This window comes from Gemella haemolysans, assembly GCF_001553035.1.
Classification (GTDB): domain Bacteria; phylum Bacillota; class Bacilli; order Staphylococcales; family Gemellaceae; genus Gemella; species Gemella haemolysans_B.
This window is the reverse complement of record NZ_KQ959927.1, coordinates 16,818-42,601: the sequence shown is the minus strand read 5'-3', so window position 1 is coordinate 42,601 and position 25,784 is coordinate 16,818. Positions and strand designations below refer to the sequence as shown.

Below are 25,784 nucleotides of genomic sequence, written 5' to 3'. Positions count from 1 at the left end.
TTTTCCATGCCCCGAACTTGACAAAGAGCCTTTAATATTATTTATAGAAAATGAATAGAGAAATTTATAAAAAAATTGTTATTACAGTAGAATGAAATATATTAAATATGTTATAATTAAAAAGACATTAAAAAAAGAGTATGAAAGGAGGCACTATGTACAGAGGAGAAAGACCTAAAAAAGGCGATGTAGTTAAAATAATAGCATATAAACATGATGGCTCTATTCATAGAATTTGGCATAAAAATGTTGTACTAGAAGCGGATGAACAAGTTCTGATTTTAGCTAACAACAGAACACTTGTCACTGAAAATGATGGAAGAACCTGGGTTACTAAAGAAGTAGCTTTAGTATATTTTCACAATGAATGTTGGTTTAATATAATTTGTATGTTTAGGGAAGATGGAGTTCATTATTATTCAAATTTAAGTAGTCCATTTGCATATGATGTAGACGGGGTAAAATATATTGATTATGATTTAGATATAAAGAAATATCCTGATGGAAAATATTTCTTATTAGATGAAGATGAATACAATCAGAATAAAGTACGTTATAAGTATGGTGAAAAAATTGATAAAATTTTGAAGTATAATGTAAATAAACTTCAAGAATGGATCGATAAAAATCATGGAGCATTTGCACCAGATTTTGCTGATGTATGGTTAGAAAACTATGAAAAAATAATGGGTGAAGATCAAAATGTTAAAAGGAAAATTTAGTGTCGAAGTAAGACATGATGAAATTTCAGAAAAAATAGGTTTGCAATTAAAAGAATTTTTATTATCTAGTAATTTGACAGAAGATGTAGAAAATCCAGATTATGTTTTTGCGATTGGTGGAGATGGAACTGTACTTCGTACTTTTAATAAATACATGGATAAGTTAGATACAGTGAAATTTCTATCAATTCACACAGGACATTTAGGTTTTTATACTGATTATTCAGTACAAAACTATGAGAAAATATTCTTTGATATGTTAGCTCTGATTCCCAAAATTGAGGAATATCCGTTATTGAGAGTTAAAGCATATTGTTCTAATGGAGATTTGGTTTCTGACTATTATTCTTTAAATGAGGTGACTGTAAATAATCATACAGGTGTAACGTATGCTGCAAAAGTTTATATTAATGGTGTTCACTTCGAAAGTTTTAGAGGTGACGGTTTATGTATAAGTACGCCAACTGGATCAACAGCTTATAATAAGAGTTTAGGAGGTGCCGTAATTCACCCGCAATTACCATTGTATCAGGTAACAGAGATAGCAGCATTAAATAATCTTGTTTATAGAACACTAGGGAATCCATTAATCTTATCTCAGAATGATGAGCTTATGATTAAACCTATGAGTCCGGAAAATCATCGTATTACCGTAGATCACATGCATTATAATTATGATAGTGTAGCTAAAATAAAAATAACTTTAGCAAAGGATAAGAAGGTTTCTTTTATTCGCTATAATGAAGATAGTTTCTGGCAAAGAGTAAAGAGATCATTTATTAAAAATGACTAATATTGTTTTAAAATATACCATTAAAGAAGAACAAATTTTAAGGGAGTTTTTATTAGAAAATAACATTTCTAGAAAAACTTTAACAAGAATAAAGTTTGATAGTGACGGGAGTATAAAAGTAAATGGTAGAGAAGAGAACGTTAGATATCTTCTGAAAAAAAATGATATTGTAGAGATTACTTTACCGAGTGAAAATTTTAGTGAATTTGTTAGATTTATTAATAGAGATATTAATATTGTTTACGAGGATCCTTATTTTTTAATTGTAAATAAAGAGATTAATCTACCTTCAATACCATCTAGAAACCTTGAAGATGAATCACTTCTTGAGATAGTAAATTACTATTTTAAGAAGAAAAATATTAATACAATTCCTCATATTGTAACACGTCTTGATAAGAATACGTCAGGATTGGTGTTAATAGCTAAACATAGACATATTCATGCATTGTTTAGTAATCTTAAGATAGATAAGTATTATACTGCTTTGGTAAATGGAAAAGTAAAGGATAATGAAACTATCGAAGCTCCTATCCGACGAGTTAGTTCTAGCATTATAGAGCGTGAAGTAGGAGAAGGTGGAGAATTCGCTAAGACTGAATATTGGCTAGAAGAGTATATTTCAGAAGAAGGTATCAGTATTGTTAAACTAAAGCTTTATACTGGAAGAACGCATCAAATAAGAGTACATATGAAATATAAAGGCTACCCTCTCCTTGGTGATGAATTATATGGTGGAGATGTAAGCAATATATCTAGACAAGCTCTCCATTGTACGAATTTGAAATTTATTCATCCTATTACTGACGAAGTAGTGAATGTAAGAGCAGATTTACCAGAAGATATGATTAACATAATTAAACATAATGAGTAATTATTTACTTGTTATGTTTTTTTATTAATTTTTTAGTGATTTATTTTGGAAAAATTGTAGTAATTTATATAAATAATTATTCATAAAAGAATGCTGAAAAATTAGAATTTTATAATTTTCAATGTTACTATTCTCATATTTTTTAAAATTTAAGTTGTATTAGGTCTATGTAAACGATAAAAAAGGTTAGTTTAATTACTTTATTTTCAGTAAGAAAATATGATATAATCAAAATCAAATAATAAAGTTATTTTAATAAGTCAGAAGAAGAGGAGGGATTTTATGATTTCGACATCATTAAAATTCGTGGGTAACACACCCGTATATCAACTAGATAACACAAATATTTTCGTGAAATTAGAGAAATATAACTTAGGAGGAAGTGTAAAAGACAGAGCTGTACTAGGTATGTTAGAAGAAGCTATGTCTCAAGGTGCTATTAATAAAGATACTATTATAGTAGAACCGACTAGTGGAAATACTGGTATAGCTGTGGCTATTTTAGCTTCAGTTTTAGGCTTAAAAGCTGTTATAATCATGCCTGAAAGTATGAGTATTGAAAGACGTAATATTATCAAAGCGTATGGAGCACAACTAATTTTAACTCCTAAAGAATTAGGTATTAAAGGTTCAATCGAAAAAGCTGCAGAAATTCGAGAAAAATACAGCAATGCAATTTCTTTAAGTCAATTTGATAATCCTGCTAACCCAGCGTATCACCACAAAACAACAGGAAGTGAAATTTTAGAACAAGTTCCAAATATTGATATCTTTGTTGCAGGTGTTGGTACTGGAGGAACATTTACTGGTGTAGCAAGATATTTGAAAGAACAAAAACCAGAAGTTGTAGCAATCGCTGTAGAACCAGCAGAATCACCAGCTATAAGCGAAGGACGTGGAGGAGTACACAAAATCCAAGGGATCGGGACAGGATTTATTCCAGAAAACTTCCGAAAAGAGTACATGGATGATGTATACACTGTTACAAGTGAAGAAGCAATCGAAGAAACTAAAAACTTCTTACGCTCTACAGGTATAGGTATAGGTATTTCTTCAGGTGCAGCAATAGTTGGAGCTAAGAAAGCTGCTGAGAAATATCCAGGAAAAAATATCGTAACAATCTTACCAGATGGAGTAGATAAGTATTTATCAGTACTTGATTTCGAGGATGTTACACACGTAGAAGTGTAATGGGTTATTTTGAAAATTTAAATTATAATTTGAATCGAGTTTTGAAAGATGATCCTGCAGCTGAGTCTAAACTTATGATATATCTTACATATCCTCATATAAAAGCTCTTAATTATCATTTCTTTGCACATAAGTTATATAAAAAGGGCTGGCATACAACTGCTCGTTTAGTATCGAAAAGGGCGCGTCGAAAGACAGGTATAGAAATACATCCAGGAGCAAAAATAGGCAAAGGTTTATTTATTGATCATGGTATGGGGGTAGTGATAGGAGAAACAGCAGTAATAGGTGATAATGTGACGATGTACCACGGAACTACTTTAGGTGGGACAACATTAGATCCAGTTAAAAGACATCCAACGATAGGTGATAATGTTATGATAGGTGCTGGAGCAAAAGTTTTAGGAAATATTACAATCGGTAAAAATTCTAAAATAGGTGCAAATGCAGTTGTTAAGCATAGTATTCCTGATGGGACAATTGTCTATGAAGCAAGACCAGCTATAAAGTATCTAGAATCTGAGCAAACTAAGATTTAAAATAAAAAACAATAGAAGCATCTGCAGTTGCTTACTTTTAAATTAATAAGAATCCAATAATTAAATATTTAATAATGGAAGAATAAAGGAGCTATCTAATTAATTGATTTCTTAAAAATCGTAATTTTAGATATTAGCTCCTTTATTTTTTATATTTTATGTTATAATAATATTGAGAACGTATTAATAGTTAAAATAAATTTTTATTAGGGAGGTGAAATTGATGACTAAGATAAACAATTTAATTTTTGATCTAGATAATACTCTATATGATTTTAGTATTATTTGGGAAAAATCTAACAAACAGGTATATGAATATTTAAAATATGATAGAATAGCAAGTTATGAAGAGTTTTTCAAACACTATAAAGCTATCAACAATATGCTGGTTGATGAGGTTTTAAAGGGGAATATGAAGCTAAGGGAAATCAGGAATACACGATTAAAGCTAACCTTAGAGAAATTTGGAATTATTCTTACAGAAGAAGATTGTAAATTTTATTATGAAAAACAATTCAAATTTATCTTGGAGTCAATTAAACCTAATAAAGAAGTAAATCAGTGGATAAAGCGATTAAATAAAAAATATAAAATGATAATTTTAACTAATGGGAAATCTTGTGAACAAAGAAGAAAAATTGAGAAACTTGGTTTAGACAATATGTTTAAACTGTATATTTCAGGTGAAACGCATATTAGTAAACCTAAAGCAGAAGCATTTATTAATGTTTTAGAGAAGGAAAAGATAGTGGCTAGTGAAACTATGATGATTGGAGATTCGTTACATTATGATATAAACCCAGCAAATAAACTAGGAATGAAAACTTGTTTAATAGAAAGAAAATGGCATTTTGATGATGAGTTAGAAAATTATACAGGTTATAAAGTTAAAAACATTATCCAGTTTTTTACAGAGTTAGAAACTAATAAACTGTAAAAATATTATTATTTTTCTGAATATAACGAAAGTATAAAAAAAATAAGGTGTATAATAAAGGCTATAATTACTAGTGAATTATGGTCTTTATTATATTTTTATGTAAATTAAAATACAATGTAAAAAGTAAAATAATTATTTGTTATCTTGGGAAGTGTTGTTGATTGAATTTATTGAATTTGTTATACTATTTATGAAAGCTATTACAAAGGAGATAAATTTATGAAAAAGAATAAATTATTAGTTGTCAGTATGGCTGCTGTATTGTCTTTATCATTAGTAGGGTGTTCTTCGGCTTCAAATAGTACTTCGACCAGCAGTAATGGGACTGTTGCAGTAAAAGAACTTAAAGGGGAGGAACTGAATAAAATAGAAAAAGATGACAAAGAAAAAGAAAAATATCTTGTTATCGATGTAAGGGATGCTAATGAATATAAAGAAGGGCATGTAAAACACGCTATTAATATTCCATTAGCTGATATTGAAAAACACGCAGAGCACCTAAGTGCATGGAAAGATAAAGAAGTGGTAACAATATGCAATACTGGTAAGAAAAGTAAAGAGGCTGCTGATAAACTTGTAAAAGCGGGATTTAAAAAAGTTTCTAATGCTCAAGGTGTGAAAGACTATAAAGACTATGAAATAGTTAAATTCACTACTTTACTTGCTCATGAATTCCAAGCAGCAATTGATAAAAAAGAGGGGACATTTATCGATGTTCGTGAAGCAAAAGACTATGAAAAAGGGCACGTAGCTGGAGCTAAAAATATCGACGTTAAGAATATTGATAAAGACTTAGCAGCATTATTACCAACTGATAAAAATGCACCAGTTTACACCTATTGCTATAGTGGAAATCGTTCATCTAAAGCTGCCCAAAAAGCAGTAGAACTAGGATATACAAATGTTTATAATGCTTGGGATGGAACAAAAGAGCATGAATATAAATTTTAAAAAATTGTAAATTTTCAGAGTAAGTTCTAGTAAGAAATAAAAAAGAAAGTTACTTTAAAAAAATATAAATATTCTAAAAAATGAGTAAAAAATAATATTATTTATTAGAAAAAAAACTATTTTTAAGTTATACTAATAAGGGATGAGGTATACCTAAATGTATTAAATATTTAAGTACCACCTTGTCTTTTATTAAATAAGGAGAGGAAGAAAAATAAATGAAATATAATAAATTTTTAGCTGTTAGTATGTCAGCAATCTTATCATTAACTTTAGTGGGATGTTCAACTACCTCATCTGCAAAAGAATTAAAAGGTGAGGAGTTAAATAAAATCCAAAAAGACGATAAGGAAAAAGAAAACTATCTTGTTATAGATATTAGGGATGAAGCGTCTTATAAAGAAGGTCACCTTAAACACGCAATTAACATTCCATTATCAAAAATAGATAAGAGTATCGAAGAAATCCGTAAATGGAGAGAGAAAAAAGTTGTTGTTTATAGCGATAAATCTGATAAAACTAAAGATGCTATAGATAAACTTACAAAACAAGGATTTAAAGATGTATCTGGAGCCCAAAATGTAAAAGATTTCAGCTATGATCTTGTAAAATATATGTCACTAAGTGGAAGTAAATTTCAGGATGCATTATTAGATACTGCAGCAAATAATGTATTTTTAGATGTAAGAGATAAAGCTGATTTTGAAAAAGGACATGGTGCAGGGGCTAAGAATATCGATGTAAATAAATTAGATAGTTTACAGTCTATTTTACCTGAAAATAAAGAGGTTCCTATATATGTTTATAGTAATACTGGAAACAGTTCATCTGTAGTAGCTCAAAAACTAGTTGACTTAGGATATAAAAATGTCTTTAATGCAATTGATGGAACTAAAGAATTTAGTTATAAATTTGAAATTGCTGACTGTTGTAAAGATCCAAGTGATGCAGTAAAAGGTTCAGAGAAACATGAAGGACACAGTAATTCTTCAGAGAAGAAAGAAGACCATTCTGGACATAATCATTCTGAAGAAAAGAAAGATGATCATGCTGGACACAAACATTAATATATAAAGTAAAAGGGTGACTCAAAATAGTAATTTCAATTAGAAATTTTATAGTTGAGTTTCCCTTTTTATATAGGGGGCTGACCCAAAAGTCCTAAATTTTAAAAAAGGAAAATTTCAGAGATGAAAAACAGAATAATATTTTTTACAAGGGTACCGAAGGTAGGCACAACGAAAACAAGGTTATATGACTTTGTATCTCCGGATACTGCTGTAGAAATTCAAAAAAAATTAATGAAAAAAAACTATAATGTTTTAAAAGAGTGTGGGGAAGAAATAGTAGTCTATCATGATGGTCAAAGCATTGATGATAAAGTGATGGAGAATATCTTAGAAAATAGAGAATTTTCTTATCAAGTAGGTGAAACACTTGGTGATAAAATGTATAACGCAATTGATGAGGAGTTAAAGTCTAGTGATAAGGTAATTTTATTAGGTTCAGATATCTATAATCTTCAAGAAAATATGATTCATGCTGCGTTTGAAAAATTAGATGAGTATGATGTCATTATAAATCCAAGTGTTGATGGTGGTTATTTTTTAATAGGTATGAAAAAAGCTATTAAAGAAGTTTTTGATCTTCCAAGCTATGGGGATAACACCGTGTTAGAGAATTTACTTACTGTATGTAATGAACAAAAGCTAAGTTATTATCTAGGAGAAGCTGGCTTAGATATCGATACTAAAGAAGACCTTTTATTAGCAGAGACAGGTTATAATAATATTAAGTTATTAGGTGCAGGGGAGTATAATATTAACTTTACCTTTGATGAAGGAGATTTGAAAAAGGTTCTCAGAATAAATATGAAGAGCCAGATGAATCTTGAAAATCAAATAGAATATGAATACGAAACGCTACAATTGTTGAAAGATAGTGGAGTTACACCGAAACCTTATGATTTAGTAACAGAGACGAATTTATTACCGTATAAATATTTAACAATGGAATTCTTAAAAGGAAGACCACTTAATTACCAAACAGATATGCATATTGCAGCTTATTTATTAAGTAAGGTTCATAATACATCATATGGAGACAATAACTTAATCAATGCAGCCAACCCATTCCAACTTATGTTTGATGAATGTAAACAAATGGCAGGTGAGTATTTAGCTTGGGACAAAGCCGATGAGAAAGTTAGTTCTTATATTAATAGATTCTTAGAAAAGTGTCTGACACTTATACCTGAAAAGTATAGTATTGCTAATCCGTGTATTATAAACACTGAACTAAATTCAGGAAATTTCTTAATAGGTGAAGGAAAAGAGGACAGCTATGTTATCGATTGGGAGAAGGCATTAATAGGAGAATGTGAACAAGATTTAGCACATTTTCTAGCACCGACAACGACATTTTGGAAAACTGATATTATTTTATCAGAAACTGAAATTAATGACTTTTTAGAAGAATATGGGAATTATAGAAATTTCGATAGAAAGAGATTCGAGAGGTATTTAATATTTAATTGTCTAAGAGGAGTTACTTGGTGTAGCATGGCATTTAGACAGTATAGTGAAAATGATAAAATGCTGATGGATGACACTACATTTAAAAAAATAGCGTCATATATTGAATTAGAATTTTTAGAAAAAGTATCAGCGTACTTTAAATAGGAGGAGAGTAATGACGGAGTTTATTCAGAGTTTTGGTGTCTTAGCACCGATAATTTATGTATTAATGTTTATGTTCTTACCGGTATTTTTCTTTCCGGTTCCAATACTTGCTGTTGCTGGAGGAGTAGCGTTTGGTTTTGTAGAGGGAAGTCTACTAACTTTCGTTGGAGCTTCATTAAATTGTTATATTATGTTTGTAATATCACGTCGTTTCGGTCGTGAATGGGTGAAAAACTACCTTAAGAAAAAAATGACACCTAAGCAACACGATAGAATTTTTAATGTTAGTGATGAAAAACTAATGATGAGTTTAGTAATACTGAGACTAATACCTTTAGTACCATATAATATGATAAACTACGGATATGGTCTAACTAATATCAGTTTATCAAAATATATGATAGCAAGTGTGCTTGGTATTATCCCTGGAACTGTAGTATTCTTAAACTTCGGAGCTACTAGTACAAATATCTTCAGTAAAGAATTTTTAATTGCTTCATTATTAGTAATTTTATTGACTGTAGGTTCTATCTATTTATCTAAGTTAGTAGAAAAAAGAGAACAGCAAAAAAAAGTAGAAAATAACTAAAAATAAAACTCTCAAGATTTCTTGAATTCTTGAGAGTTTTATTTTTATACATGAATTATTTCAACTTCTCCAAATGTTACCGAACCATTTAGGATAATTTTAACATCTTTCCCGATGCTGTGAGTATGTTTTTGAACTTTTCCTAGGAAGTTATTTGTATTATTCTCGATTGCCCATTCTTTTGGAACATACACTTTTAGATTACCAAAAGAAATAGAAACATTAAGGTCAAAGTTCTTAATAGGATAAGTATCTAATTTTTCAAAGTAGATAGTAGTAGTTCCGAATGTTGTAGAAGCAGAGAATGAATCAGATTTAGTTATATCTACATACTGAACATTTTCTCCGAATGTTACATCAGAAAAATCATTACCATTTTTTATTTTTTGATGTTTTTTTACTTTGTAAAAACTTTTAAATTCTCTATATTTATATTTTCTAGGGACAAACATAGAGATACCTAAGCTAAGAAAAACAGCAATAAAGAATATTTTTCCACCTGATATATCAGCAAAGTGATAATTTTTATTGTATACATAGAATAATAATGCTAGAGGAAAGATAGTTCCAAATGAATCAAAATCCATTAAGCCACGAATAGCGAAAAATCCTAGTACAACAGTACATATAGCTAAGAAGATTGATCCGTTTGGAAAAATACTAAATCCATCAAGTAAAGTAGTTACCGCAAGGATTATAAAAAATAATCCAATAAAACTTCTTCTCATTTATTTTTACCTCATTTCTTTTAATTTATCTTTTAATATTTTGTAGTAGTGTCTTGAAATATGGACCTGCTTCTTTGAATTAGAAAAAGAAGCGGTACTTGAACCAGAAAAAGATTTTTCTAGTGAATAAATTGCTTTTGTATTTATTATTGAACTCTTAGAAATTCGACAATAGTAAAAAGGAATAAGTTGCTCTAATTCATATAATTTGAATTTAACCTCGAAAAATTTATCGGTAGTGTGAGCATAGACTTTATTATCATCGGTTTCAAAAAATAAAATAGATTCTAGAGGAATGAAATATTCAGAATCACCTTTATAGAAAACTATTTTTTGCGAATTAACTATAGCTTTTTCAACTAATTCTTTAATTAAGATGACATCACTATTTAAGTCTGGGGTCTTAATAACTAGTTCAATTTCTTTAAGATTTGAATCTAGTTCGATATTAATTTTCATATTGTCACCTTTCTAAATGTTTATAGTTATATTATATATTATTTCAGTTTAAAAATTAATAGCTTTTAGGTAAGTGGTAAAAAATAGGAAGCAAGTGGTTAATAATTTAATTGTTTCTTTTGGAATATTAGACAGAAGCTAAATTAAAAATGAAAGTAAAGCGTTCTGAATACGTTAACATATAATCTTGATTTTTTATTGTATTTATTGTATAATATAAACATACATGGGAGTGGATGAGTTCTGGTGTGCTCTCTAGTCTTCAAAACTAGTATGAGGGGTTAAGAGCCTCTTGGGTGGGTTCGATTCCCACACATTCCCGCCAGTTTTTTTTATTTTTTGAACATAGTAATACCATCATGGGTTTTATCCATGATGGCATCTTTTTATTTATTTATGATTAATAAAAGTATTACTACTATTGAGAAAAGTACTATAATAAAGAGACTTTTGATTTTATCGATAGTGTATTTATTATAGTGTGTTCGAGCTTTGAAGTCTTCATAAGCATGGATTGTCATCGCCTCGGATATTTGAGGTTGCCAAGTTAACGCGATAAATATAGCTTTAGCATAATAATAAGGTGACCAAAATGGTAAAAATATACCACGAAGACGACTAGATTTTGTAATCATTTGAGTTTCATATTGTATTCTTGGTAATGCTTGAATTACTACTAAGAGTCCGTATACGATATTTGAAGAAAGTCCATGTTGTTCAAAATATTTTAGTAATTCTACAAGTGAAATATATGTTGCTGTGATCAATCCTAAGGCTGCAAAACTATATGTCCTAGAAAAAATTAATAGAGCAAATTTATAATTTGAACTATGAACAATAATAGCCCAAGCAGAACCTAATGCAGGTAATAGCGGTACTAGTATGAAATACAGTAGCTTTTTCCAGTATCTTGATAGACAAAAATAGAGAATAGTTAAACCTATAATTACAAAATTTAGAACTAATAATTTGCTAAATGAAATCCAAATAGTTAACAATAATACTATTAAAGCAAGAGTAGGACTAATTATTTTCTTTTCCATAATTATCCCCCTTTATATGATGTAGCGTATTATTTGAAATTTCAATATGATAATCGCTCCTATTATTTAAAGGCTCTAATCTATGACTGACAATAATAAATGATTGTCCAGCAAGTCTTTTATTTTCTTCAATCCAATCCATTATAAATGAGCAGGCTCTTTCATCAAGATGGGTAAAGGGTTCATCAAGAAGCAATAGTTCAGTTTTTTGGCTTAATAAACACATAAGTTGAATAAGTTTTCGTTGCCCTCCACTATAATAATAGAGGCTTTTATCAAGCTCTTTTTCTAAATCAAATTCTTTTAAAAGTCTTTCTTGCCATAAGGTGGCATGCTCCCAAATATCTTTTTGCATTGAAATCTCTTCACGAGGCATCAAGCTAATAAACTGTTGAAAGGCATCTTGTAAACAAGTACTTATTTTTTTATATAACTTTCTTGATTTTTTTACCTTTTCTTCATTAAAGTATATCTTTCCATCGTATTTTTTTAATTGTGAAATAGCATGTAATAATGTTGTTTTTCCTGTTCCATTATCTCCTGTTAAAGTCGTAATTCCTTTAAAGATATGGAAATCATCGACATTTAATAATTCTTTATTCCCTTGTTGTATAGAAATGTTTTCTAGTCTTAAGATTTGTTCAGAGTGAGTGTTGTTGTACAATTTCACATTAGAATTTTTAGATATTGGATTTGTTATTAACTCTAAATTTCCATCAGAAAGATAAGTAAAGGTATCTGCATAGTTCAAGTATAGATGATGCTCATGGTCGCACACGATTATAGTCACACCCTGGTTGTTTAAGTCTTTCAGAAGAGTTAATAGAGAATTACGAGTCTTCTTATCGACATTGGCAAATGGCTCATCTAAAATTAAAACTTCACTCCCCATAGCTAATGCTACTGCAAAAGCAGCTCGTTGACGCTCTCCTCCAGATAATGTATGGATATGCTTAGTAGAAATTTCTTGAGTGTTTGTAATAGACAAAGCGTAGTCTAATTTTTCATCAATAATTTGTGGCTCTAGACATAGGTTCTCTAATGCAAAGATTATTTCTTCTTCCAAAGTAGGCATAACAAACTGATTAATTGCATGCTGCATGACATAGCCAATATTTTTAACGTGTTCTTGCATAGGAATATCAACAATATTTTTCCCTTTATAAGTAATTACTCCCTCATAATGTTCTTTATTTAATTTACAAATAGTACGAAGTAGGGTAGACTTACCACTACCAATATTACCAGTTAAAACTAACCAACTATGTTCTTTTATCTTTAAACTAACGTTATCAAATAAGACTGTATCTTTAATTTTTAAAGAAAAATTATCGATTTCTATGATATTCATTATTTATTCTCGCTGTTTTGTACTTTATTTACGATATTCAAGATTAGTTTAACGCAGATAACTCCGAAGAAAAATACAGAGATAAATTTCACTAAAAGAAGTGCAAGAATCATTTGTACAGAGAATGCTTCATATCCAGCTTGGAAATATTTGTAAGCGAAACTAAGTAGCGTAATACCCACTGCAGAAAGGAATAGTGAAAATGTATCGTAGCGTTTATATCTTGTAGCTAAGAAACCAACCTCAGAGCCTACCCCTTGTACTAAACCAGAAATAAGAACTGCAGCACCAAAGTATGAACCATATAGCATTTCAGCTAATGCTCCTAGAACTTCTCCAAGTGTAGCACTACCTGGTTTTTGAATAAGTACTGCAGCAACCGGCCCAGCCATTACCCATAATCCAAATAATATTGAGTTAGCGAATGGTGCGTATCCTACTGCTCCAAGAGCAGCTTTTAATGGAACGTAAACCAAACTTGTTGCAAGAAATATCCCTCCGAATAAGAAACCTATTAAAGCTATAATAATTATGTCCTTTGTAGACCATTTTTTCATAAGAAAAACCTCCTGTTATTTGTATTCATTAAAACAACAAGAGGTATTTTTAAATTATATATATACTTTAAAATAGACTTGATAAAAAATAAACATTTTCCTACGGCTGTACTAACAACATCAGGTTCTATGGGTATATTCTCAGCAAAAAGCACCCCAAATGTTTTAATGATTAGTTAAAATTATAACATGAGTTGATAACGGTGTCAAAAAAGTAGCTTACAGAAAAAATTTATTTAATTTTTTTAGCTAGCATAGTAGCAAAACGCAGTTTAAATCTATTACCATTAGCATCAGTCTTGTGAAGTTGTCCAAAATCTTCATTATATTTAATAAATTTCCAGTCTTTGTAATATTCTTTTAGTTCACTTTCTTTAAAAGTAAAAGGGAAGGGAAGTGGACAAGGTGCATCGTCAGTAGACATTGCGGCTACTATTAAATTATAGCCACCTATATTAGTTTGGTCTTGCATATTTTTAATAACATTAGGTATAGATTGTTCTTCGATAAACATTAAAACTACTGTTGAAAGAATAAAGTCATAGGTATTTCTAAGAGCTGCTGTATTTATGTCATAGCTTCCTATTTTAATGTCTAAATTTTCGATTTTTGATGTTTCCATTAAAAACTCTAAAGCAGGAATATTATTATCTACTGCAGTCACTTCAAAACCAAGTTTAGAAAGGAATAAAGAATTTCGACCTTGTCCAGATCCTAAGTCCAATGTTTTACAAGGTTTAATAGTCTTCAGGGCTTCTACTACTTCAGAGTGAGCAGGGTTAATATCGTATTTGTTTTTGAAATAATTTTTTGGTTCGCAGTAAAACTCTAAGAAACATTCTAAATCATCTGATAAAGGTGAGACACGATGCCATGCCTGTGGTTCCACGAATGGAATATTACTCTCGGGTGTAAATATATGCTCCTTCACAACTTCATTATCTTCAGTTAATTCTGTAAATTGGAGTTTTCCTTTAAGAATAGTTAATTTAGCCCAGACGTCTTTTCTAGTGTTGTGTTTTTGCCTAAATGGTTTAGGAAGTGTTTCGGCTGTCCAAAGTGGTAATCGTTTATAGCATACTAAGTTTTTTGTCATACTAATCTCCTTATTGGTTGTTAAGTTTAATTTAATTATATCATTTAAAATATAAAAATAAAATAGTAGGGGAGTTTAGCACCTGTGTCTTTATTATGTTGAATTAATCTCTTTGTGTTATAATAAGATAGATAATAAATATAAGTGAGGTATTGAAAAAATGGTAAAAGTGTTATTCGTTTGTTTAGGAAATATTTGTCGTTCACCTATGGCAGAAGCGATATTTAGAGATATGGTTGAAAAAGAAGGTTTAAGTGAAAAAATCCTGATTGATTCAGCTGCAACAAGTAGTTGGGAACACGGTAATCCAGTTCACAGTGGAACTAGAAAAGAACTTGCTAAAATTGGTATCGGTGTAGAAGGGATGTATTCTCGTATTTTAAACGATAATGACCTAGATGCAGATTATATCGTAGGAATGGATGACAGCAATATAGAAAATATTAAAAAATTTATTGCAGGTAGAGAAACAGGAGAGGTTAAAAAATTATTAGAATACGCCGGAGAAGATAGAATTATTGATGATCCGTGGTATACAGGAGATTTCAAAACAACATTCAATGATGTAACTAAAGGATGTACGGCTTTATTAGATAAAATTAAGAAAGATAATCTTTAATGAGACAAAATAGGATAAGTACTAATATTAAATTACACGCAAGGAGGAATTGGAGTAGGAAAAGTTTTGAAGAGCTCAACAAGAAGAAGCTACTAAGGCAATTATTGATTTCGTAAGAGAAAATATTTAAGGAGAAAATCATGATAAATATTAGAACGGTTGAACTAGAAGATGCTGAGAAGTTGGTAAATATTTATAAACCATATGTAGAACATACAGCCATTACCTTTGATTATACAGTACCGAGTGTGCATGAGTTTGAAGAGAAAATTTCGAAAGCTATACAAAGATATCCGTTTTTAGTAGCAACAGAAGGAAATGATATACTAGGATATGCTTATGCTAGTGAGTTTTATCCGAAAGATGCATATAAATGGACAGCTGAGATTACAATCTATCTAGATGAAAAAGCTCGTGGTAAAGGTGTTGGAGAGAAGTTATATTCTGAACTTGAAAAACAACTTTATGACAGAGGGATATGTAGATTGACGTCATGTATTGCCTATCCAGATGAAGGAAGTATTTCTTTCCATGAAAAAAGAGGATTTAGAAAAGTAGCTCACTTTGAGAAAGTAGGTTATAAATTTAATCGTTGGTATGATGTAGTTTGGTATCAAAAAGATATTAGAGAAAATATTGAATAGAAGAAAGCCCCACAAGAAAATGAAAAGTCTTGTGGGGTTTAGTTTTTATTCTGACACTTTTTGAGCAAGTATCATAGCATATGGATAAGGAGAAGCTGTAATATTCTCAGAATAACTGATGATTTTCCAATCTTTATAATATTCCTTAAGTTCTCCTTCAATAAAAGTGAAAGGAAGAGGCATTAGAGGGCGACCGTGTCTTGTCGCATTTAATGCACTGACAATTAGGTTGTAACCGTTAAGGTGTGTTTGTTGTTTTATGTTAGTAATAATACTTTGAATTCTTGTTGGGTTCAAATACATGAAAACATCTGTAGAGAAAATAAAGTCATAACTCCCCTTAATATTAGCTTTTGAAATATCATGGTCAATTACATTTATATCTAGTTGTTCTTTAATAGAAATATCTGTTAATTCGTGTAAAAACTCAGCATTATAATCTATTGCCGTAACATTAAAGTTTAATGATGAAAGATATAGAGAATTTCGCCCTTTACCAGCACCAAGATCTAATGTTTTACATGGCTCTATAAATTTTGTTGCTTTAACAACCTCAAGATGAGGATAATTAAAATTATATTTATTATAGAAATAGTCTTCACGCGAACAATAAAATTCTAGATTGAATTGTAAATCCGTAGAGTTAGGTGTAATTTTAAAAACACTGAGAGGTTTAATAAGTTCAACTTCACTTTTGGAATTTAGTGAATATCGTCTAATAATTTTGTTTTCTAAATTAAGAAAAGCAAATTTCATTTTACCTTTTATAATAATTAATTTTGTCCAAACTCCACTTTCTGTAAAGAAGCCCTCTTTATAAATTTTAGGTAAAGAGAGAGCAGTAAGAATAGGTGTACGTTTAAAACAAAGTAAGTTACTTTCCATATGCTGCTCCTTTTTGGATAATTTACTAACATTATATCATGTGAGATGCTTGATTAAAAATGATAACCGAAACAACTATCTAAATATAGTATAAAAAACATTACTATATCATTAGTGATGTTAGAGTATTGCTATTTACAAGTTCTTTATTTTGATTTATTATAGAAACAAGAGATTAATAAAGTAGGTGTTTTTATGAGAACAATAGTGATTTCAGATATTCATGGAAGTTTTTATACAATGAAAAAATTATTAGACGAGGTAGAATTTAATAGAGAGCATGATAAGTTAATCTGTCTGGGAGATATGTGTGATAGAGGAAAGAACACAAAGTTAGTTTGGGAATTTTTCTATAACTTGCAACAAGAATTTCCTCATCATGTAGTTCTATTAGGAAATCATGAAGATATGTTTAATTTGGCCATAAAAGAAGCGAGATATGGTAGTAATCTTTCTGTAAGACAGGATCATTATTTTAGAAATAGTGGTTTAACAACACTACAATCATTTTACCCAGAAGCTACAGTTGAAACTAGAGGTATTTATTTTAAGAAATTTGCTACTGAACATAAGCATTTGAGAAAGTGGATAAAGAACCTTCCAACAAGATACGAAAATTCAGATTATTATTTCGTTCATGCCGGTGTAGATTTTACGAAGAATTTTTGGAATCAAACACACAGAGATATGATTTGGATAAGAGAACCATTTTTAAGCAGTAATGTCAAATACAATAAAATTGTATTCCATGGACACAGTCCAGTAAAACAAGAACCATATTATGATGAAAAAGAAAATAGATTTAATATAGATGGTGGCTGTGTATATGGAGGAAAGTTAAACATAGTAGTAATAGATGGAAGTAGTTTAACGGTAAAACAAAGCGCTATATTAAAAGAAGATATTTATAAAAAATAAAAGATGAGCAGGTATAGGTAGAATCTATATCTGTTCATCTTTTTAGTTTAGTCAAAAAAAAAACCGAGCACATTTGTCTCGGTCTCTTATAGAAAAGGAAAGTTTATGAAGTTTATAACTATTTACTAGTTATGTGATAATTATACTGACTAAACCTTAAATATACTTTAAATTTAGTTTTAAAGTATATTTAAAATTTAAATATAAAAAGCTGTTTTAATAATGATTATAGAAGTTTAAATTATTTTTAGTTTGAAGTAAGCATTTTAAGTAAATAATAAAAATAAAGTAATTGAAGATTCTTTAATATTTCTAAATTGTTACAAAATGTATTTTGTATTACAAAATCAGAAATCTATTGATTGTGAGGAAGAAAATGAATTATAATATAGGAGAAATAATTATTAAAGAATATTGATAAGGAGAAAGATATCAAATGAAAAAACAGGGATTAAAATTAACTGGTAAGGTACTAACGGGTCTAGTATTATTATCAGGTGTGACTGCATTTCCAACTAAGGCTATCGACGTTAAACCTGCAGCTGTAGATGTAAATGTGAAGAATGTAAAAGCTAGTGTTTATGAAAAAGAAGGACACTTCTATGCTAAGTTAGTAGCAGACAAAGAGGTAGCTAATGTAGTAGCTCGTATTACAACTGAAACTAAAGCTGAATTCTTAATTAAAAGAGACATCATTAAAGCAGGAGAAGAGGTTGTAGTAGAATTAGATTTAAATGCACAAGCTCCTACAAGAAAATTGCCTCACACTGGTGTTAAAAAAGAATCATTTAACACTGTAACTGAGTTAGCAGGACACACATTCAAAATTTCAGTTAGTTATGAAGTAGCAACAGACGAAGTAAAAGCTCAACAAAAAGCTAATGATGACATTAAAAAAAGAATAATAGTAGAAAAATATGATAAACCAACAAACGTTCCAAGTATTGAAGATTTGAAAAAAGATCAGAATTCTAAAACGGAACAACCAAAACCTTCAGCACCAGCTACAGAAACTAAAAAGCCAGCTGAAACTACTAAACCTGCAGATACTGCAAAACCAGCTGCAACACCTAAACCAAGTACAGGAGATCTAGCCCCATCAACTACACCTAGTACACCTGAAGGTACAAAACCATCGGCTAACCTGACGAATTTAGTGGCTACACCTGTAGCAACTGCACCAGTAACTTCGGTAAACACGGTGATGACAAATACACCGAAAACTGAAACAAAAACTGAAGTTAAAACTGAAGTGACTAAACAAACTAATCAAGCAACAGCTACAACACCAGTTGCTGGAACTAAAGAAGAACAAATTAAACAATCGTTTATTAGACAATTAAATCAATTACGTGGTAATAACAATAAAAAACAGTTAGCAGAAAACGTAGCATTAAATACAGCAACGGCAGCTCGTGCTAACTACGTGGCAAATAATGGTGGAGTGCATGCTGGAGTGCATGGAACAGCAACTAACCTAGAAAAAGAGGCTGCTAGAAATGCAGGTTTCCCAGGTGCGGATAATATCTTGTACAATGTAGTTCAAGTAGGAGATTCTGGAACGATTGATGAAATTGCTTATAATTTATTAAAAGAATTATTCACTGAAGAGCATAACCTAACACCAGCTCATAAATACGGACACAGAAATACACTTCTTTCAGATACTTCATCATTAGTAGGTGTGGGAGTTAAAATAGTTAATGGTCAAGTATTCTTAGTACAACATCAAGATAACACAGGAGGGTATAATGGTTCAACTCCAACTCCTGGAAAATTCTTAGACGGTAATTCTTACATTTAATAATTAATTTGAATATTTATTAACAGCTAATTAAGTAATCTTAGTTAGCTGTTTTTATGTTACAAGTTTGTTGTTTTTATTAATAGCATTATGATGAGAATTTTGTTAAGTAAATAATTTAAGAAATTTGGAATAACTAGTTTCTCAATGTATCGAGAGGGTGATGATGGAACTGGGCATGGAACAGGTATGTCAGTCGATTTTATGGTTCCAGTAGATTCGGCACAAGGAGATCAACTTGCAGAATATCTGACTAAAAATATGAATGAATTAGGTGTATATTATATTATTTGGAAACAAAGATTCTATATGCCACAATATAACATTTATGATCCAGCGAACACATGGAATTTAATGCCGGATTGTGGTGGTGCAACTGCTAATCACTATGATCACGTACACGTGAGTTTCGTAAAATAAAATATAAAAAATTATAGACAACTAACAGATGAAATTGATTCTAAGTTAGTTGTCTATTTTTACATTAAAAAACTAAATAATACTTTTGATAATGATACTATTTCACTTTAATATAAAATACTTCTAACCGTTGATATAATAACGATATATTAAAGAAATAGATTTCTATACAATATCAAATTTCAAGACTTTTCGGAGAGAGTTCGGAGAGTTTTCGGAAACAAAAACACATAAAATAAGTGCCAGTAGTTCTATAAATAAATGAGATAACAGGTAGTATTTTGCTATCTGTTTTTTCTTGTTAAATTAAAGTAGTTTAACAAGAATTTTGATTATTTCTAGTATATCGTTTTACTTGCTATGTATTGCTATGATATAATAATTGAAAAGGTGGAACGTGAGGGAACACGTCCACTTTAAAGTAAATTATGTTATTTTAGCTTAGTGTTTGTGGCACTAGGCTTAACTATATCATAACTTTTATTCTTTAAGAGTATATGATATGATATTTTTAAAAGGTGGAGCATGCGGGAACACGCCCACTTAAAGAATGAATTCTATTTTTGCTTAGTGTGTTCGGCACTAGGCTTTTTTTATTTTTTGTAACTACATTATAACTTTCATTCTTTAGAAGTATATGTTATAATAATTTTAAGGAAGATAGGCGGTACAGGTTACCTATCTTTGCAGATATATGTTTATTTTTTACGCTTTGGGTTGCAGCCCTTAGCGTTTTTCTTTTTATTAAATTTACAGCAAGTATTTTTAACTACATTTTATCATTGATGAATTTCAAGAAATAAACCTATTGATTTTTTATTTTTAATGGTTTATAATTACTGTAGAAATAAGTTTAGCAAATATTAGAAGACTTCTCAAAATTAAATGAGAGGTTCTTTTTTTTGTCTTTATTTTTCCAATAATGGTTAGCGAGGTTGTGCCATTGTGAATGAATGAGGGCAGGTTGGTCTTTAAGTTTTTTTATTTTTTGAGATTTTTAATAGGGGGGGCGGTCTTCTCAATTAAGGGAAGTATACCTCATACCTTTTATAGTAATATATCCTTATGCTATCCTTAGCCCTTGGCTTGGCTCATACCTTTGTATCTTTGTATCTTTCTATCTTTCATCTTTAATGTTAAATACAATTAAACAAATTAATATTTATTCTTTTGTTTAAATTATTTAATCTTTTACATATTCTTTTCATAATCATATTACATTCATTGATAACATATTAATCTAATCTACTTTCATATTATCTTTACATCTTAGTTCATTGTTACTAATTACTTGATGTATCTATCTATCACTTACAACAAACCTATTCAATCATGATACTTGTATCAAGTATATAGCCATATGGTATAAGGTGATTAGGTAACTGGAATAAGCCCAACAGTATATAGTACATATCAATCTACATTAGTTAGCTATCTATGAATATATAATGATATGATATAACCGAATGAATATATATTAGTGTTGCTTATCCTCTAGTATCTGATACCATTAATCAACTTATTTAGATATCTATACATAATCTTAATTACTTGTATATGATTAGTATATATACTTAGCTACCTCTTGCATTAATGTAGCGAAGCAATTATCACCATATAATATTACTTCTCTTGAATATCAATACTCTTGTAATTCTTTGTTAGATATTCTTTTAAGATAAATACCTTTTATAGAGAACTACATAAAATAAACAAGCTCTTGTATACTCCAGTATAATCAATGTACCTTGTATGATTACTAGGTTTGTATCTAGAGTAGAGAGCATACAAAAGATATACAGAGGGTTTAATATTTAATTTCTTTATAAAAATATACAAACTAAAAAATAAAGTTAGTGCAAAATGCACCAACCTATATTAACTTAGCTCTATACGATTTATATTAATCTCTTTTAATTCACTAAAATAAATAATGTAGTATGGTATGTGTAAAAAATGCACATACCAGTATTTAAAATATCTAGCTTTTGAATGTGTATATTTTTACTAGCAATTAAATCTGTTTATCTTAAAATATTTCTATTTTGCTTTTCAGTTTCTAAAATGATTTTTAACAAAAAATAGTTTTTTTCGTCTAACTTCGGAGAGTTTTCGGAGAGTATTTTTAAAAAGTCAAGTATATCAAGGCTCTAGAGTACTTAAAAATTAAATACCGTATTTAAAGATGATAAAAAAGGGGCTATTTGACTTAATCTTAATTACTAGAATTTTTTTAATCTTCACAAGTTTTCATTTCTAATAATTTTAAATTATCTCAAATAGCCGTTACTAAAATTTTATTATCTATATTCAGAACGTTTTAATTTATTAATCTCATAATCTAACCCTAATTTCTCAAGATGTAGTAATATTATTTCTTTGTATTGCTGTTCTTTCAGTCTACGTAAATACTTGTTAAATAGTTGTTCGTTCATAACTCCCTTATTCTCAAGTAAAGTAATATCTTCAATGTATGCTAGCAAGTCATCTATAATATTGTTACTTACTTCATCTGATATTGTATCTAACATAGCGTTATAATTTGTACAATAAAACGTTTCTACACCAGTTTTATAAAATATCTTTAATTCTAACATATAAATCTACTCCCTTTTAAAAATGTTATCTTATACCTTTATTGTAAATAATATTTTATGTAATTACAAGAAATTTTTAGTTAAATGTAGTAAGAAATATAAACTTAAATCAGTACTTGTTCTTAGCAATAAACTCTATATATCAAGTACTTCTTTCATCTCTTCAAAAGTTATATATTCAACTTCATTATTTGCTTTTCTTTCTTCATACTCATTCATTATTATTAAATCGTGTATATCTTCTAAACATTCAATATCATATTGCTTTGGTGAGTTTTCATTCATAATGAGTTAACCTCTTTGTTTTAATATTGAAATTCAATGATATACTATATATTTTTCTGTTTCAAGTTCTTTTCTTAAAATTAAGAGCCATTTAAAAGGTGTATAAGCATTCTAATTTTATTTTGATAAAATTAATACCTTTCAACCTCTTAAAAGCTGTTAGCATTTGAAATAATAGTAAAATAAAGAAAACTAATCTTGTTATCTTAACTTGATTAGTTTTCTTTCTAAATATATTATTGTAAATTTTTGAAAAACATTCTTGAAAAGCTATTTTTATTAATTATGTAATATCTTTCTTTATTCAATAAAGTTGATGTGTAATATTTTCTAATTATTACATAACAATCCTCAAACTATTTGTAGTGGGCGTTTAAAACTCCATTTGATTTTCATCTAAACGGCTCTTATTCATCCTTGATATGAAAGGCTTAGGACGTTACAGCGTTTTAGGACGTTTTTTTGGTTCGTATTAGTAGGAATATAATATATACTATATTATATATATTTATTATTATATATAATATATGAAAAAATGCCTTAAACGTCCAATACGTCCTAAATACTGATGTTATAACATTTTATAGGTGGCGTTTACTAACTTTGAAATGTTCTTTAACGCCATCTTTAATTGATTTTTTTATAGCCCCTCAAATCTCTTTTTTCACCACGTGAAATGGCTTTGGAAGATTTCCAATTATCTAACATATTAAAAACGTTACTAAAATCTTTAGTAGCTTTTAAACCATTTAGAAAGGTTCTATAATTACCAGTTAGTAAGAAGAAAAGTTCTTGTGTAGTAATATCATCTAACAATACATCTTGTGAAATATCTTCTGTACTTGTTCCAGCGTTTAACATATCAGTAACGTATCTATGTAACCTATACTTGTGTTTACCGTGTATAATTTCTTTCCAGTTACGAGGAAATTTCATATTAGTAATATTCTTTATTTCATCAGTAAATGGAATAGGTATAACATAGTTTTCTGTTTTTTCTTCCATCATCTTTCTAGCTGTTTGACTTAACAAAAGACTTTCATTTTTAAGATACCATGTTCTAACTTCCGCCCATACTTGAAGTATATCTTGTTTAGTTAAGCTAAAAATAGATGTCTTGATATTATCTTTATTACAGTCTAATATCCAAAATCTACGATTTCCTGTATTATCTTTCAATATCTTCTTGTTGTTAGTTGTTCCCAATACTATAAACCCTCTTTCAAAGTCTAGCGGTTGGGCTTCGTAAGGTACTCTAGTAGTATCTTTTCTTGAAGATAACCACGCTTTAAACTCTTCACTTGGTGTTCTTAATAAAGTGCTTAGTTCGTCCAATTCAACTAGCCATGTTTTTGAAGTTTGTAGAATAGTTTCATTACTCAATTTACCAGTTACTTTTGTATAAAATGTATCTAATGCCAAGCGTTCAAGAGTGGTACTTTTCCCAATACCTTGACCACCGAACAATATTAACATTTCATCAAATTTACGCCCTTTTTCATATAGTCTAGTAATACAAGCTAATAACCATTTTCTTGTAACTTCTCTATTAAGTTCGTTATCTTCAACCCCTAAACAATCAATAAAGAATTTTTCCGCTCTTTTTACTCCATCCCATTGAACAGCTTCTATAAGTTCTTTAATAGGATGGTATCTATTTAGTTCGCTAATTCCATATATAGAGGTTTTAATATCATCTGTAGAAAATGTTGTGTTTTTTTTTTCAGATAAATTCAATCTTAATAGTTGTATATCTCTATTTTCTAGAGTTTTAAAACAACCGTCTTTCTCTATTTCAATTAGATTTGTCATTTCATTGTACTTAATATTTCTTATTTGTTTGATTGAGTTTGTTAATTCTATCAAAATTGTTCCACCTTTCTTTTTATCTTGCTTCTTAGTTTTTTTATTTTTATGTGAAAATTTTTCTTTAAAACTATATTTTGTTTTAAAATAATTTACGTTACCTCTAGAGCGTTTTAGCTCTTCATTAAACATTTGTTGATTTTCTTGTTCCCATTTTGGGAAACTGTTAGGAATATTTGCTAATAGTCTACTACATTCAAGCCCCGTAACATATTCTATTTCACCTGTTGTAACTGCTTTACAAAGTACCATAATACAAGAAATAAAATTACTTCTTTTCTCTAGATTTTTACTTTCTCTTTCAGTGTATTCTTTTACTCTTTGTATAGCTTCATCATGAGAAATTGAATAGTTTTCATAAGTATTAGAGTATTGAAAATATTCTTGTTTTGGCTGTTGTACTGGAAATTTATTTCCTTGTAATTTTTTGATGAAAACATAGTTATTACTATTACTTTTAGTGGTTATTGGTGCTCCTTGAGGTTGTGACCATGTGAAGCTATGTTCATCAAAATTCATATTTAACAAAGCCATAACATGAATTATAGTAGCTTTATACTCATTCTCATTCATTTTCTTTGTTGGCTCTAAAACAAGCCTAAAACGTGGTTTATCTTCCGTATGGTTAAGAGTAGCATACAATAAATATTTAAATTCCTGTAGTTCACATTTAATTAAATTAATTGCTTGATTACTGTTGAGTTCTATTTCATCAATATCAATTATAATTAAATCTCTATAATATAAATTCTCGTTATTCCTAATGATTGGCTTTTTCTCTTCCTCGCTAAATTCACCACTTACGAATTGAATAGCTTTATAACGTTTATAATTCTCTTTGTTTTCCGTATCTTCTATGATGTCTATCGGCGTTATTGCTATGGTTTCAAAAGGTGATAGTTTATGGTGTACTTTAGTAAGTTTATTTGTAGTTGTTCCAATTTGTTTATAAATCAAACTAACAACTCCTTTCTAAGTTTATTTTATTTGCTCTATATAGAAATGTAAGTCTAGTTAAAGCATTCAATGTAACAAAGTTTAGCTAACATTATTATTGATTGACTGACTGTTGATTGACTGACTGACAAATATTAAAAATATATATTTTAGTCATTGACTATGTATCATATCTTATAGTTTGTTACGTATCTATATATAGAGTTTTTTCTTTTCTCTTCAAGATATTCAACAACTTTCACTTATTTTTATTCCGCATATCACCTACAAGAGGA

25 protein-coding genes, 1 tRNA gene and 1 riboswitch are annotated in these 25,784 nt (G+C 29.3%); of the genes, 16 read left to right on the top strand and 10 right to left on the bottom strand.

The window, feature by feature from the left end; all coding sequences use genetic code 11:
• The first annotated feature begins 155 nt into the window (after window positions 1–155).
• The 10 genes from HMPREF3186_RS01710 (at window position 156) to HMPREF3186_RS01665 (ending at window position 9,280) form a co-directional block, all read left to right on the top strand.
• Window positions 156–722, top strand: a complete 567-nt coding sequence (locus tag HMPREF3186_RS01710; RefSeq protein ID WP_060913643.1) for a DUF402 domain-containing protein — start codon at window positions 156–158, stop codon at window positions 720–722.
• The gene (locus HMPREF3186_RS01705) at window positions 703–1,515 is read left to right on the top strand and encodes an NAD kinase (protein ID WP_060913642.1); all 813 of its coding nucleotides are present in this window, start codon (window positions 703–705) and stop codon (window positions 1,513–1,515) included. The genes HMPREF3186_RS01710 and HMPREF3186_RS01705 overlap by 20 nt, the downstream gene beginning before the upstream one ends.
• Window positions 1,508–2,389 (top strand): RluA family pseudouridine synthase, encoded by an 882-nt coding sequence (locus HMPREF3186_RS01700; protein WP_060913641.1) that lies wholly within the window; start codon window positions 1,508–1,510, stop codon window positions 2,387–2,389. The genes HMPREF3186_RS01705 and HMPREF3186_RS01700 overlap by 8 nt, the downstream gene beginning before the upstream one ends.
• A 282-nt stretch (window positions 2,390–2,671) precedes the next feature.
• Window positions 2,672–3,580: a PLP-dependent cysteine synthase family protein gene (locus tag HMPREF3186_RS01695; protein WP_060913640.1), complete on the top strand. Its 909-nt coding sequence runs from the start codon at window positions 2,672–2,674 to the stop codon at window positions 3,578–3,580.
• Window positions 3,580–4,119 (top strand): serine O-acetyltransferase, encoded by a 540-nt coding sequence (gene cysE / locus HMPREF3186_RS01690; protein WP_060913639.1) that lies wholly within the window; start codon window positions 3,580–3,582, stop codon window positions 4,117–4,119. The genes HMPREF3186_RS01695 and cysE overlap by 1 nt, the downstream gene beginning before the upstream one ends.
• 223 nt (window positions 4,120–4,342) lie before the next feature.
• Window positions 4,343–5,056 (top strand): HAD family hydrolase, encoded by a 714-nt coding sequence (locus tag HMPREF3186_RS01685; RefSeq protein ID WP_060913638.1) that lies wholly within the window; start codon window positions 4,343–4,345, stop codon window positions 5,054–5,056.
• A gap of 222 nt (window positions 5,057–5,278) precedes the next feature.
• A complete protein-coding gene (locus HMPREF3186_RS01680; RefSeq protein WP_060913637.1) occupies window positions 5,279–6,010 on the top strand; it encodes a rhodanese-like domain-containing protein in 732 nt (243 codons plus the stop codon).
• Window positions 6,011–6,228: 218 nt separating this feature from the next.
• Window positions 6,229–7,077 (top strand): rhodanese-like domain-containing protein, encoded by an 849-nt coding sequence (locus HMPREF3186_RS01675; protein ID WP_060913636.1) that lies wholly within the window; start codon window positions 6,229–6,231, stop codon window positions 7,075–7,077.
• Between the two features lie 123 nt (window positions 7,078–7,200).
• Window positions 7,201–8,691, top strand: a complete 1,491-nt coding sequence (locus tag HMPREF3186_RS01670) for a TIGR04282 family arsenosugar biosynthesis glycosyltransferase (protein ID WP_060913635.1) — start codon at window positions 7,201–7,203, stop codon at window positions 8,689–8,691.
• 10 nt (window positions 8,692–8,701) lie between these two features.
• Complete coding sequence (locus tag HMPREF3186_RS01665; RefSeq protein ID WP_060913634.1) at window positions 8,702–9,280, top strand: TVP38/TMEM64 family protein; 579 nt, start codon at window positions 8,702–8,704, stop codon at window positions 9,278–9,280.
• Window positions 9,281–9,324: 44 nt separating this feature from the next.
• On the opposite strand, the gene HMPREF3186_RS01660 is transcribed toward HMPREF3186_RS01665, so the two are convergent.
• Window positions 9,325–10,008 (bottom strand): LiaF transmembrane domain-containing protein, encoded by a 684-nt coding sequence (locus HMPREF3186_RS01660; RefSeq protein ID WP_060913633.1) that lies wholly within the window; start codon window positions 10,006–10,008, stop codon window positions 9,325–9,327.
• Between the two features lie 6 nt (window positions 10,009–10,014).
• Entirely contained in the window at window positions 10,015–10,467 is a 453-nt protein-coding gene (locus HMPREF3186_RS01655; RefSeq protein WP_060913632.1) for a LytTR family DNA-binding domain-containing protein, read from the bottom strand.
• A 228-nt stretch (window positions 10,468–10,695) separates the two neighbouring features.
• Here HMPREF3186_RS01655 and HMPREF3186_RS01650 point away from each other — a divergent pair.
• Window positions 10,696–10,792: transfer RNA gene (locus tag HMPREF3186_RS01650), tRNA-Sec, on the top strand.
• Window positions 10,793–10,853: 61 nt separating this feature from the next.
• Here the strand turns inward: HMPREF3186_RS01650 and HMPREF3186_RS01645 are convergent.
• The 4 genes from HMPREF3186_RS01645 to tehB form a co-directional block, all read right to left on the bottom strand.
• Window positions 10,854–11,510: an energy-coupling factor transporter transmembrane component T family protein gene (locus tag HMPREF3186_RS01645; protein WP_060913631.1), complete on the bottom strand. Its 657-nt coding sequence runs from the start codon at window positions 11,508–11,510 to the stop codon at window positions 10,854–10,856.
• Window positions 11,491–12,861 (bottom strand): ABC transporter ATP-binding protein, encoded by a 1,371-nt coding sequence (locus HMPREF3186_RS01640; RefSeq protein ID WP_060913630.1) that lies wholly within the window; start codon window positions 12,859–12,861, stop codon window positions 11,491–11,493. Before HMPREF3186_RS01640 ends, HMPREF3186_RS01645 begins: the two co-directional genes overlap by 20 nt.
• A complete protein-coding gene (locus HMPREF3186_RS01635) occupies window positions 12,861–13,418 on the bottom strand; it encodes an ECF transporter S component (RefSeq protein ID WP_060913629.1) in 558 nt (185 codons plus the stop codon). Before HMPREF3186_RS01635 ends, HMPREF3186_RS01640 begins: the two co-directional genes overlap by 1 nt.
• 80 nt (window positions 13,419–13,498) lie before the next feature.
• Window positions 13,499–13,587: riboswitch (TPP riboswitch) on the bottom strand.
• 63 nt (window positions 13,588–13,650) lie between these two features.
• Entirely contained in the window at window positions 13,651–14,514 is an 864-nt protein-coding gene (gene tehB / locus HMPREF3186_RS01630) for an SAM-dependent methyltransferase TehB (RefSeq protein ID WP_060913628.1), read from the bottom strand.
• 160 nt (window positions 14,515–14,674) lie between these two features.
• Between tehB and HMPREF3186_RS01625 the strand changes: the two genes are divergently transcribed.
• A complete protein-coding gene (locus HMPREF3186_RS01625) occupies window positions 14,675–15,133 on the top strand; it encodes a low molecular weight protein-tyrosine-phosphatase (RefSeq protein ID WP_060913627.1) in 459 nt (152 codons plus the stop codon).
• A gap of 140 nt (window positions 15,134–15,273) precedes the next feature.
• The gene (locus tag HMPREF3186_RS01620; protein WP_060913626.1) at window positions 15,274–15,777 is read left to right on the top strand and encodes a GNAT family N-acetyltransferase; all 504 of its coding nucleotides are present in this window, start codon (window positions 15,274–15,276) and stop codon (window positions 15,775–15,777) included.
• 45 nt (window positions 15,778–15,822) lie between these two features.
• Here the strand turns inward: HMPREF3186_RS01620 and HMPREF3186_RS01615 are convergent, their stop codons facing one another.
• Window positions 15,823–16,662: a TehB-like domain-containing protein gene (locus HMPREF3186_RS01615; protein ID WP_060913625.1), complete on the bottom strand. Its 840-nt coding sequence runs from the start codon at window positions 16,660–16,662 to the stop codon at window positions 15,823–15,825.
• Between the two features lie 195 nt (window positions 16,663–16,857).
• On the opposite strand from HMPREF3186_RS01615, the gene HMPREF3186_RS01610 reads away from it, so the two are divergent.
• The 3 genes from HMPREF3186_RS01610 to HMPREF3186_RS01600 all read left to right on the top strand — a co-directional run bounded on the left by HMPREF3186_RS01610 (window position 16,858) and on the right by HMPREF3186_RS01600 (window position 19,804).
• Window positions 16,858–17,580 (top strand): metallophosphoesterase, encoded by a 723-nt coding sequence (locus tag HMPREF3186_RS01610; RefSeq protein ID WP_060913624.1) that lies wholly within the window; start codon window positions 16,858–16,860, stop codon window positions 17,578–17,580.
• A gap of 436 nt (window positions 17,581–18,016) precedes the next feature.
• Entirely contained in the window at window positions 18,017–19,384 is a 1,368-nt protein-coding gene (locus tag HMPREF3186_RS01605; protein ID WP_060913623.1) for a CAP domain-containing protein, read from the top strand.
• A gap of 147 nt (window positions 19,385–19,531) precedes the next feature.
• Window positions 19,532–19,804 (top strand): VldE C-terminal domain-containing protein, encoded by a 273-nt coding sequence (locus tag HMPREF3186_RS01600; protein WP_060913622.1) that lies wholly within the window; start codon window positions 19,532–19,534, stop codon window positions 19,802–19,804.
• Between the two features lie 2,300 nt (window positions 19,805–22,104).
• Here the strand turns inward: HMPREF3186_RS01600 and HMPREF3186_RS01595 are convergent.
• The 3 genes from HMPREF3186_RS01595 to HMPREF3186_RS01590 form a co-directional block, all read right to left on the bottom strand.
• Window positions 22,105–22,401, bottom strand: coding sequence for a hypothetical protein (locus tag HMPREF3186_RS01595; RefSeq protein WP_060913621.1), 297 nt, complete (start codon window positions 22,399–22,401; stop codon window positions 22,105–22,107).
• A 135-nt stretch (window positions 22,402–22,536) separates the two neighbouring features.
• A complete protein-coding gene (locus tag HMPREF3186_RS08970) occupies window positions 22,537–22,686 on the bottom strand; it encodes a hypothetical protein (RefSeq protein ID WP_156438952.1) in 150 nt (49 codons plus the stop codon).
• Window positions 22,687–23,313: 627 nt separating this feature from the next.
• A complete protein-coding gene (locus HMPREF3186_RS01590) occupies window positions 23,314–25,509 on the bottom strand; it encodes a virulence-associated E family protein (protein ID WP_060913620.1) in 2,196 nt (731 codons plus the stop codon).
• Window positions 25,510–25,784: the final 275 nt, after the last annotated feature.

Coding starts and splice junctions, on each gene's coding strand:
- HMPREF3186_RS01680 (WP_060913637.1), top strand. CDS start 5,279: ATGAAAAAGAATAAATTATTAGTTGTCAGTATGGCTGCTGTATTGTCT.
- HMPREF3186_RS01675 (WP_060913636.1), top strand. CDS start 6,229: ATGAAATATAATAAATTTTTAGCTGTTAGTATGTCAGCAATCTTATCA.
- HMPREF3186_RS01665 (WP_060913634.1), top strand. CDS start 8,702: ATGACGGAGTTTATTCAGAGTTTTGGTGTCTTAGCACCGATAATTTAT.
- HMPREF3186_RS01605 (WP_060913623.1), top strand. CDS start 18,017: ATGAAAAAACAGGGATTAAAATTAACTGGTAAGGTACTAACGGGTCTA.
- HMPREF3186_RS01655 (WP_060913632.1), bottom strand. CDS start 10,467: ATGAAAATTAATATCGAACTAGATTCAAATCTTAAAGAAATTGAACTA.
- HMPREF3186_RS01645 (WP_060913631.1), bottom strand. CDS start 11,510: ATGGAAAAGAAAATAATTAGTCCTACTCTTGCTTTAATAGTATTATTG.
- tehB (WP_060913628.1), bottom strand. CDS start 14,514: ATGACAAAAAACTTAGTATGCTATAAACGATTACCACTTTGGACAGCC.
- HMPREF3186_RS01620 (WP_060913626.1), top strand. CDS start 15,274: ATGATAAATATTAGAACGGTTGAACTAGAAGATGCTGAGAAGTTGGTA.
- HMPREF3186_RS01660 (WP_060913633.1), bottom strand. CDS start 10,008: ATGAGAAGAAGTTTTATTGGATTATTTTTTATAATCCTTGCGGTAACT.
- HMPREF3186_RS01700 (WP_060913641.1), top strand. CDS start 1,508: ATGACTAATATTGTTTTAAAATATACCATTAAAGAAGAACAAATTTTA.
- HMPREF3186_RS01685 (WP_060913638.1), top strand. CDS start 4,343: ATGACTAAGATAAACAATTTAATTTTTGATCTAGATAATACTCTATAT.
- HMPREF3186_RS01600 (WP_060913622.1), top strand. CDS start 19,532: ATGTATCGAGAGGGTGATGATGGAACTGGGCATGGAACAGGTATGTCA.
- HMPREF3186_RS01640 (WP_060913630.1), bottom strand. CDS start 12,861: ATGAATATCATAGAAATCGATAATTTTTCTTTAAAAATTAAAGATACA.
- cysE (WP_060913639.1), top strand. CDS start 3,580: ATGGGTTATTTTGAAAATTTAAATTATAATTTGAATCGAGTTTTGAAA.
- HMPREF3186_RS01710 (WP_060913643.1), top strand. CDS start 156: ATGTACAGAGGAGAAAGACCTAAAAAAGGCGATGTAGTTAAAATAATA.
- HMPREF3186_RS01670 (WP_060913635.1), top strand. CDS start 7,201: ATGAAAAACAGAATAATATTTTTTACAAGGGTACCGAAGGTAGGCACA.
- HMPREF3186_RS08970 (WP_156438952.1), bottom strand. CDS start 22,686: ATGAATGAAAACTCACCAAAGCAATATGATATTGAATGTTTAGAAGAT.
- HMPREF3186_RS01625 (WP_060913627.1), top strand. CDS start 14,675: ATGGTAAAAGTGTTATTCGTTTGTTTAGGAAATATTTGTCGTTCACCT.
- HMPREF3186_RS01615 (WP_060913625.1), bottom strand. CDS start 16,662: ATGGAAAGTAACTTACTTTGTTTTAAACGTACACCTATTCTTACTGCT.
- HMPREF3186_RS01610 (WP_060913624.1), top strand. CDS start 16,858: ATGAGAACAATAGTGATTTCAGATATTCATGGAAGTTTTTATACAATG.
- HMPREF3186_RS01705 (WP_060913642.1), top strand. CDS start 703: ATGTTAAAAGGAAAATTTAGTGTCGAAGTAAGACATGATGAAATTTCA.
- HMPREF3186_RS01595 (WP_060913621.1), bottom strand. CDS start 22,401: ATGTTAGAATTAAAGATATTTTATAAAACTGGTGTAGAAACGTTTTAT.
- HMPREF3186_RS01635 (WP_060913629.1), bottom strand. CDS start 13,418: ATGAAAAAATGGTCTACAAAGGACATAATTATTATAGCTTTAATAGGT.
- HMPREF3186_RS01695 (WP_060913640.1), top strand. CDS start 2,672: ATGATTTCGACATCATTAAAATTCGTGGGTAACACACCCGTATATCAA.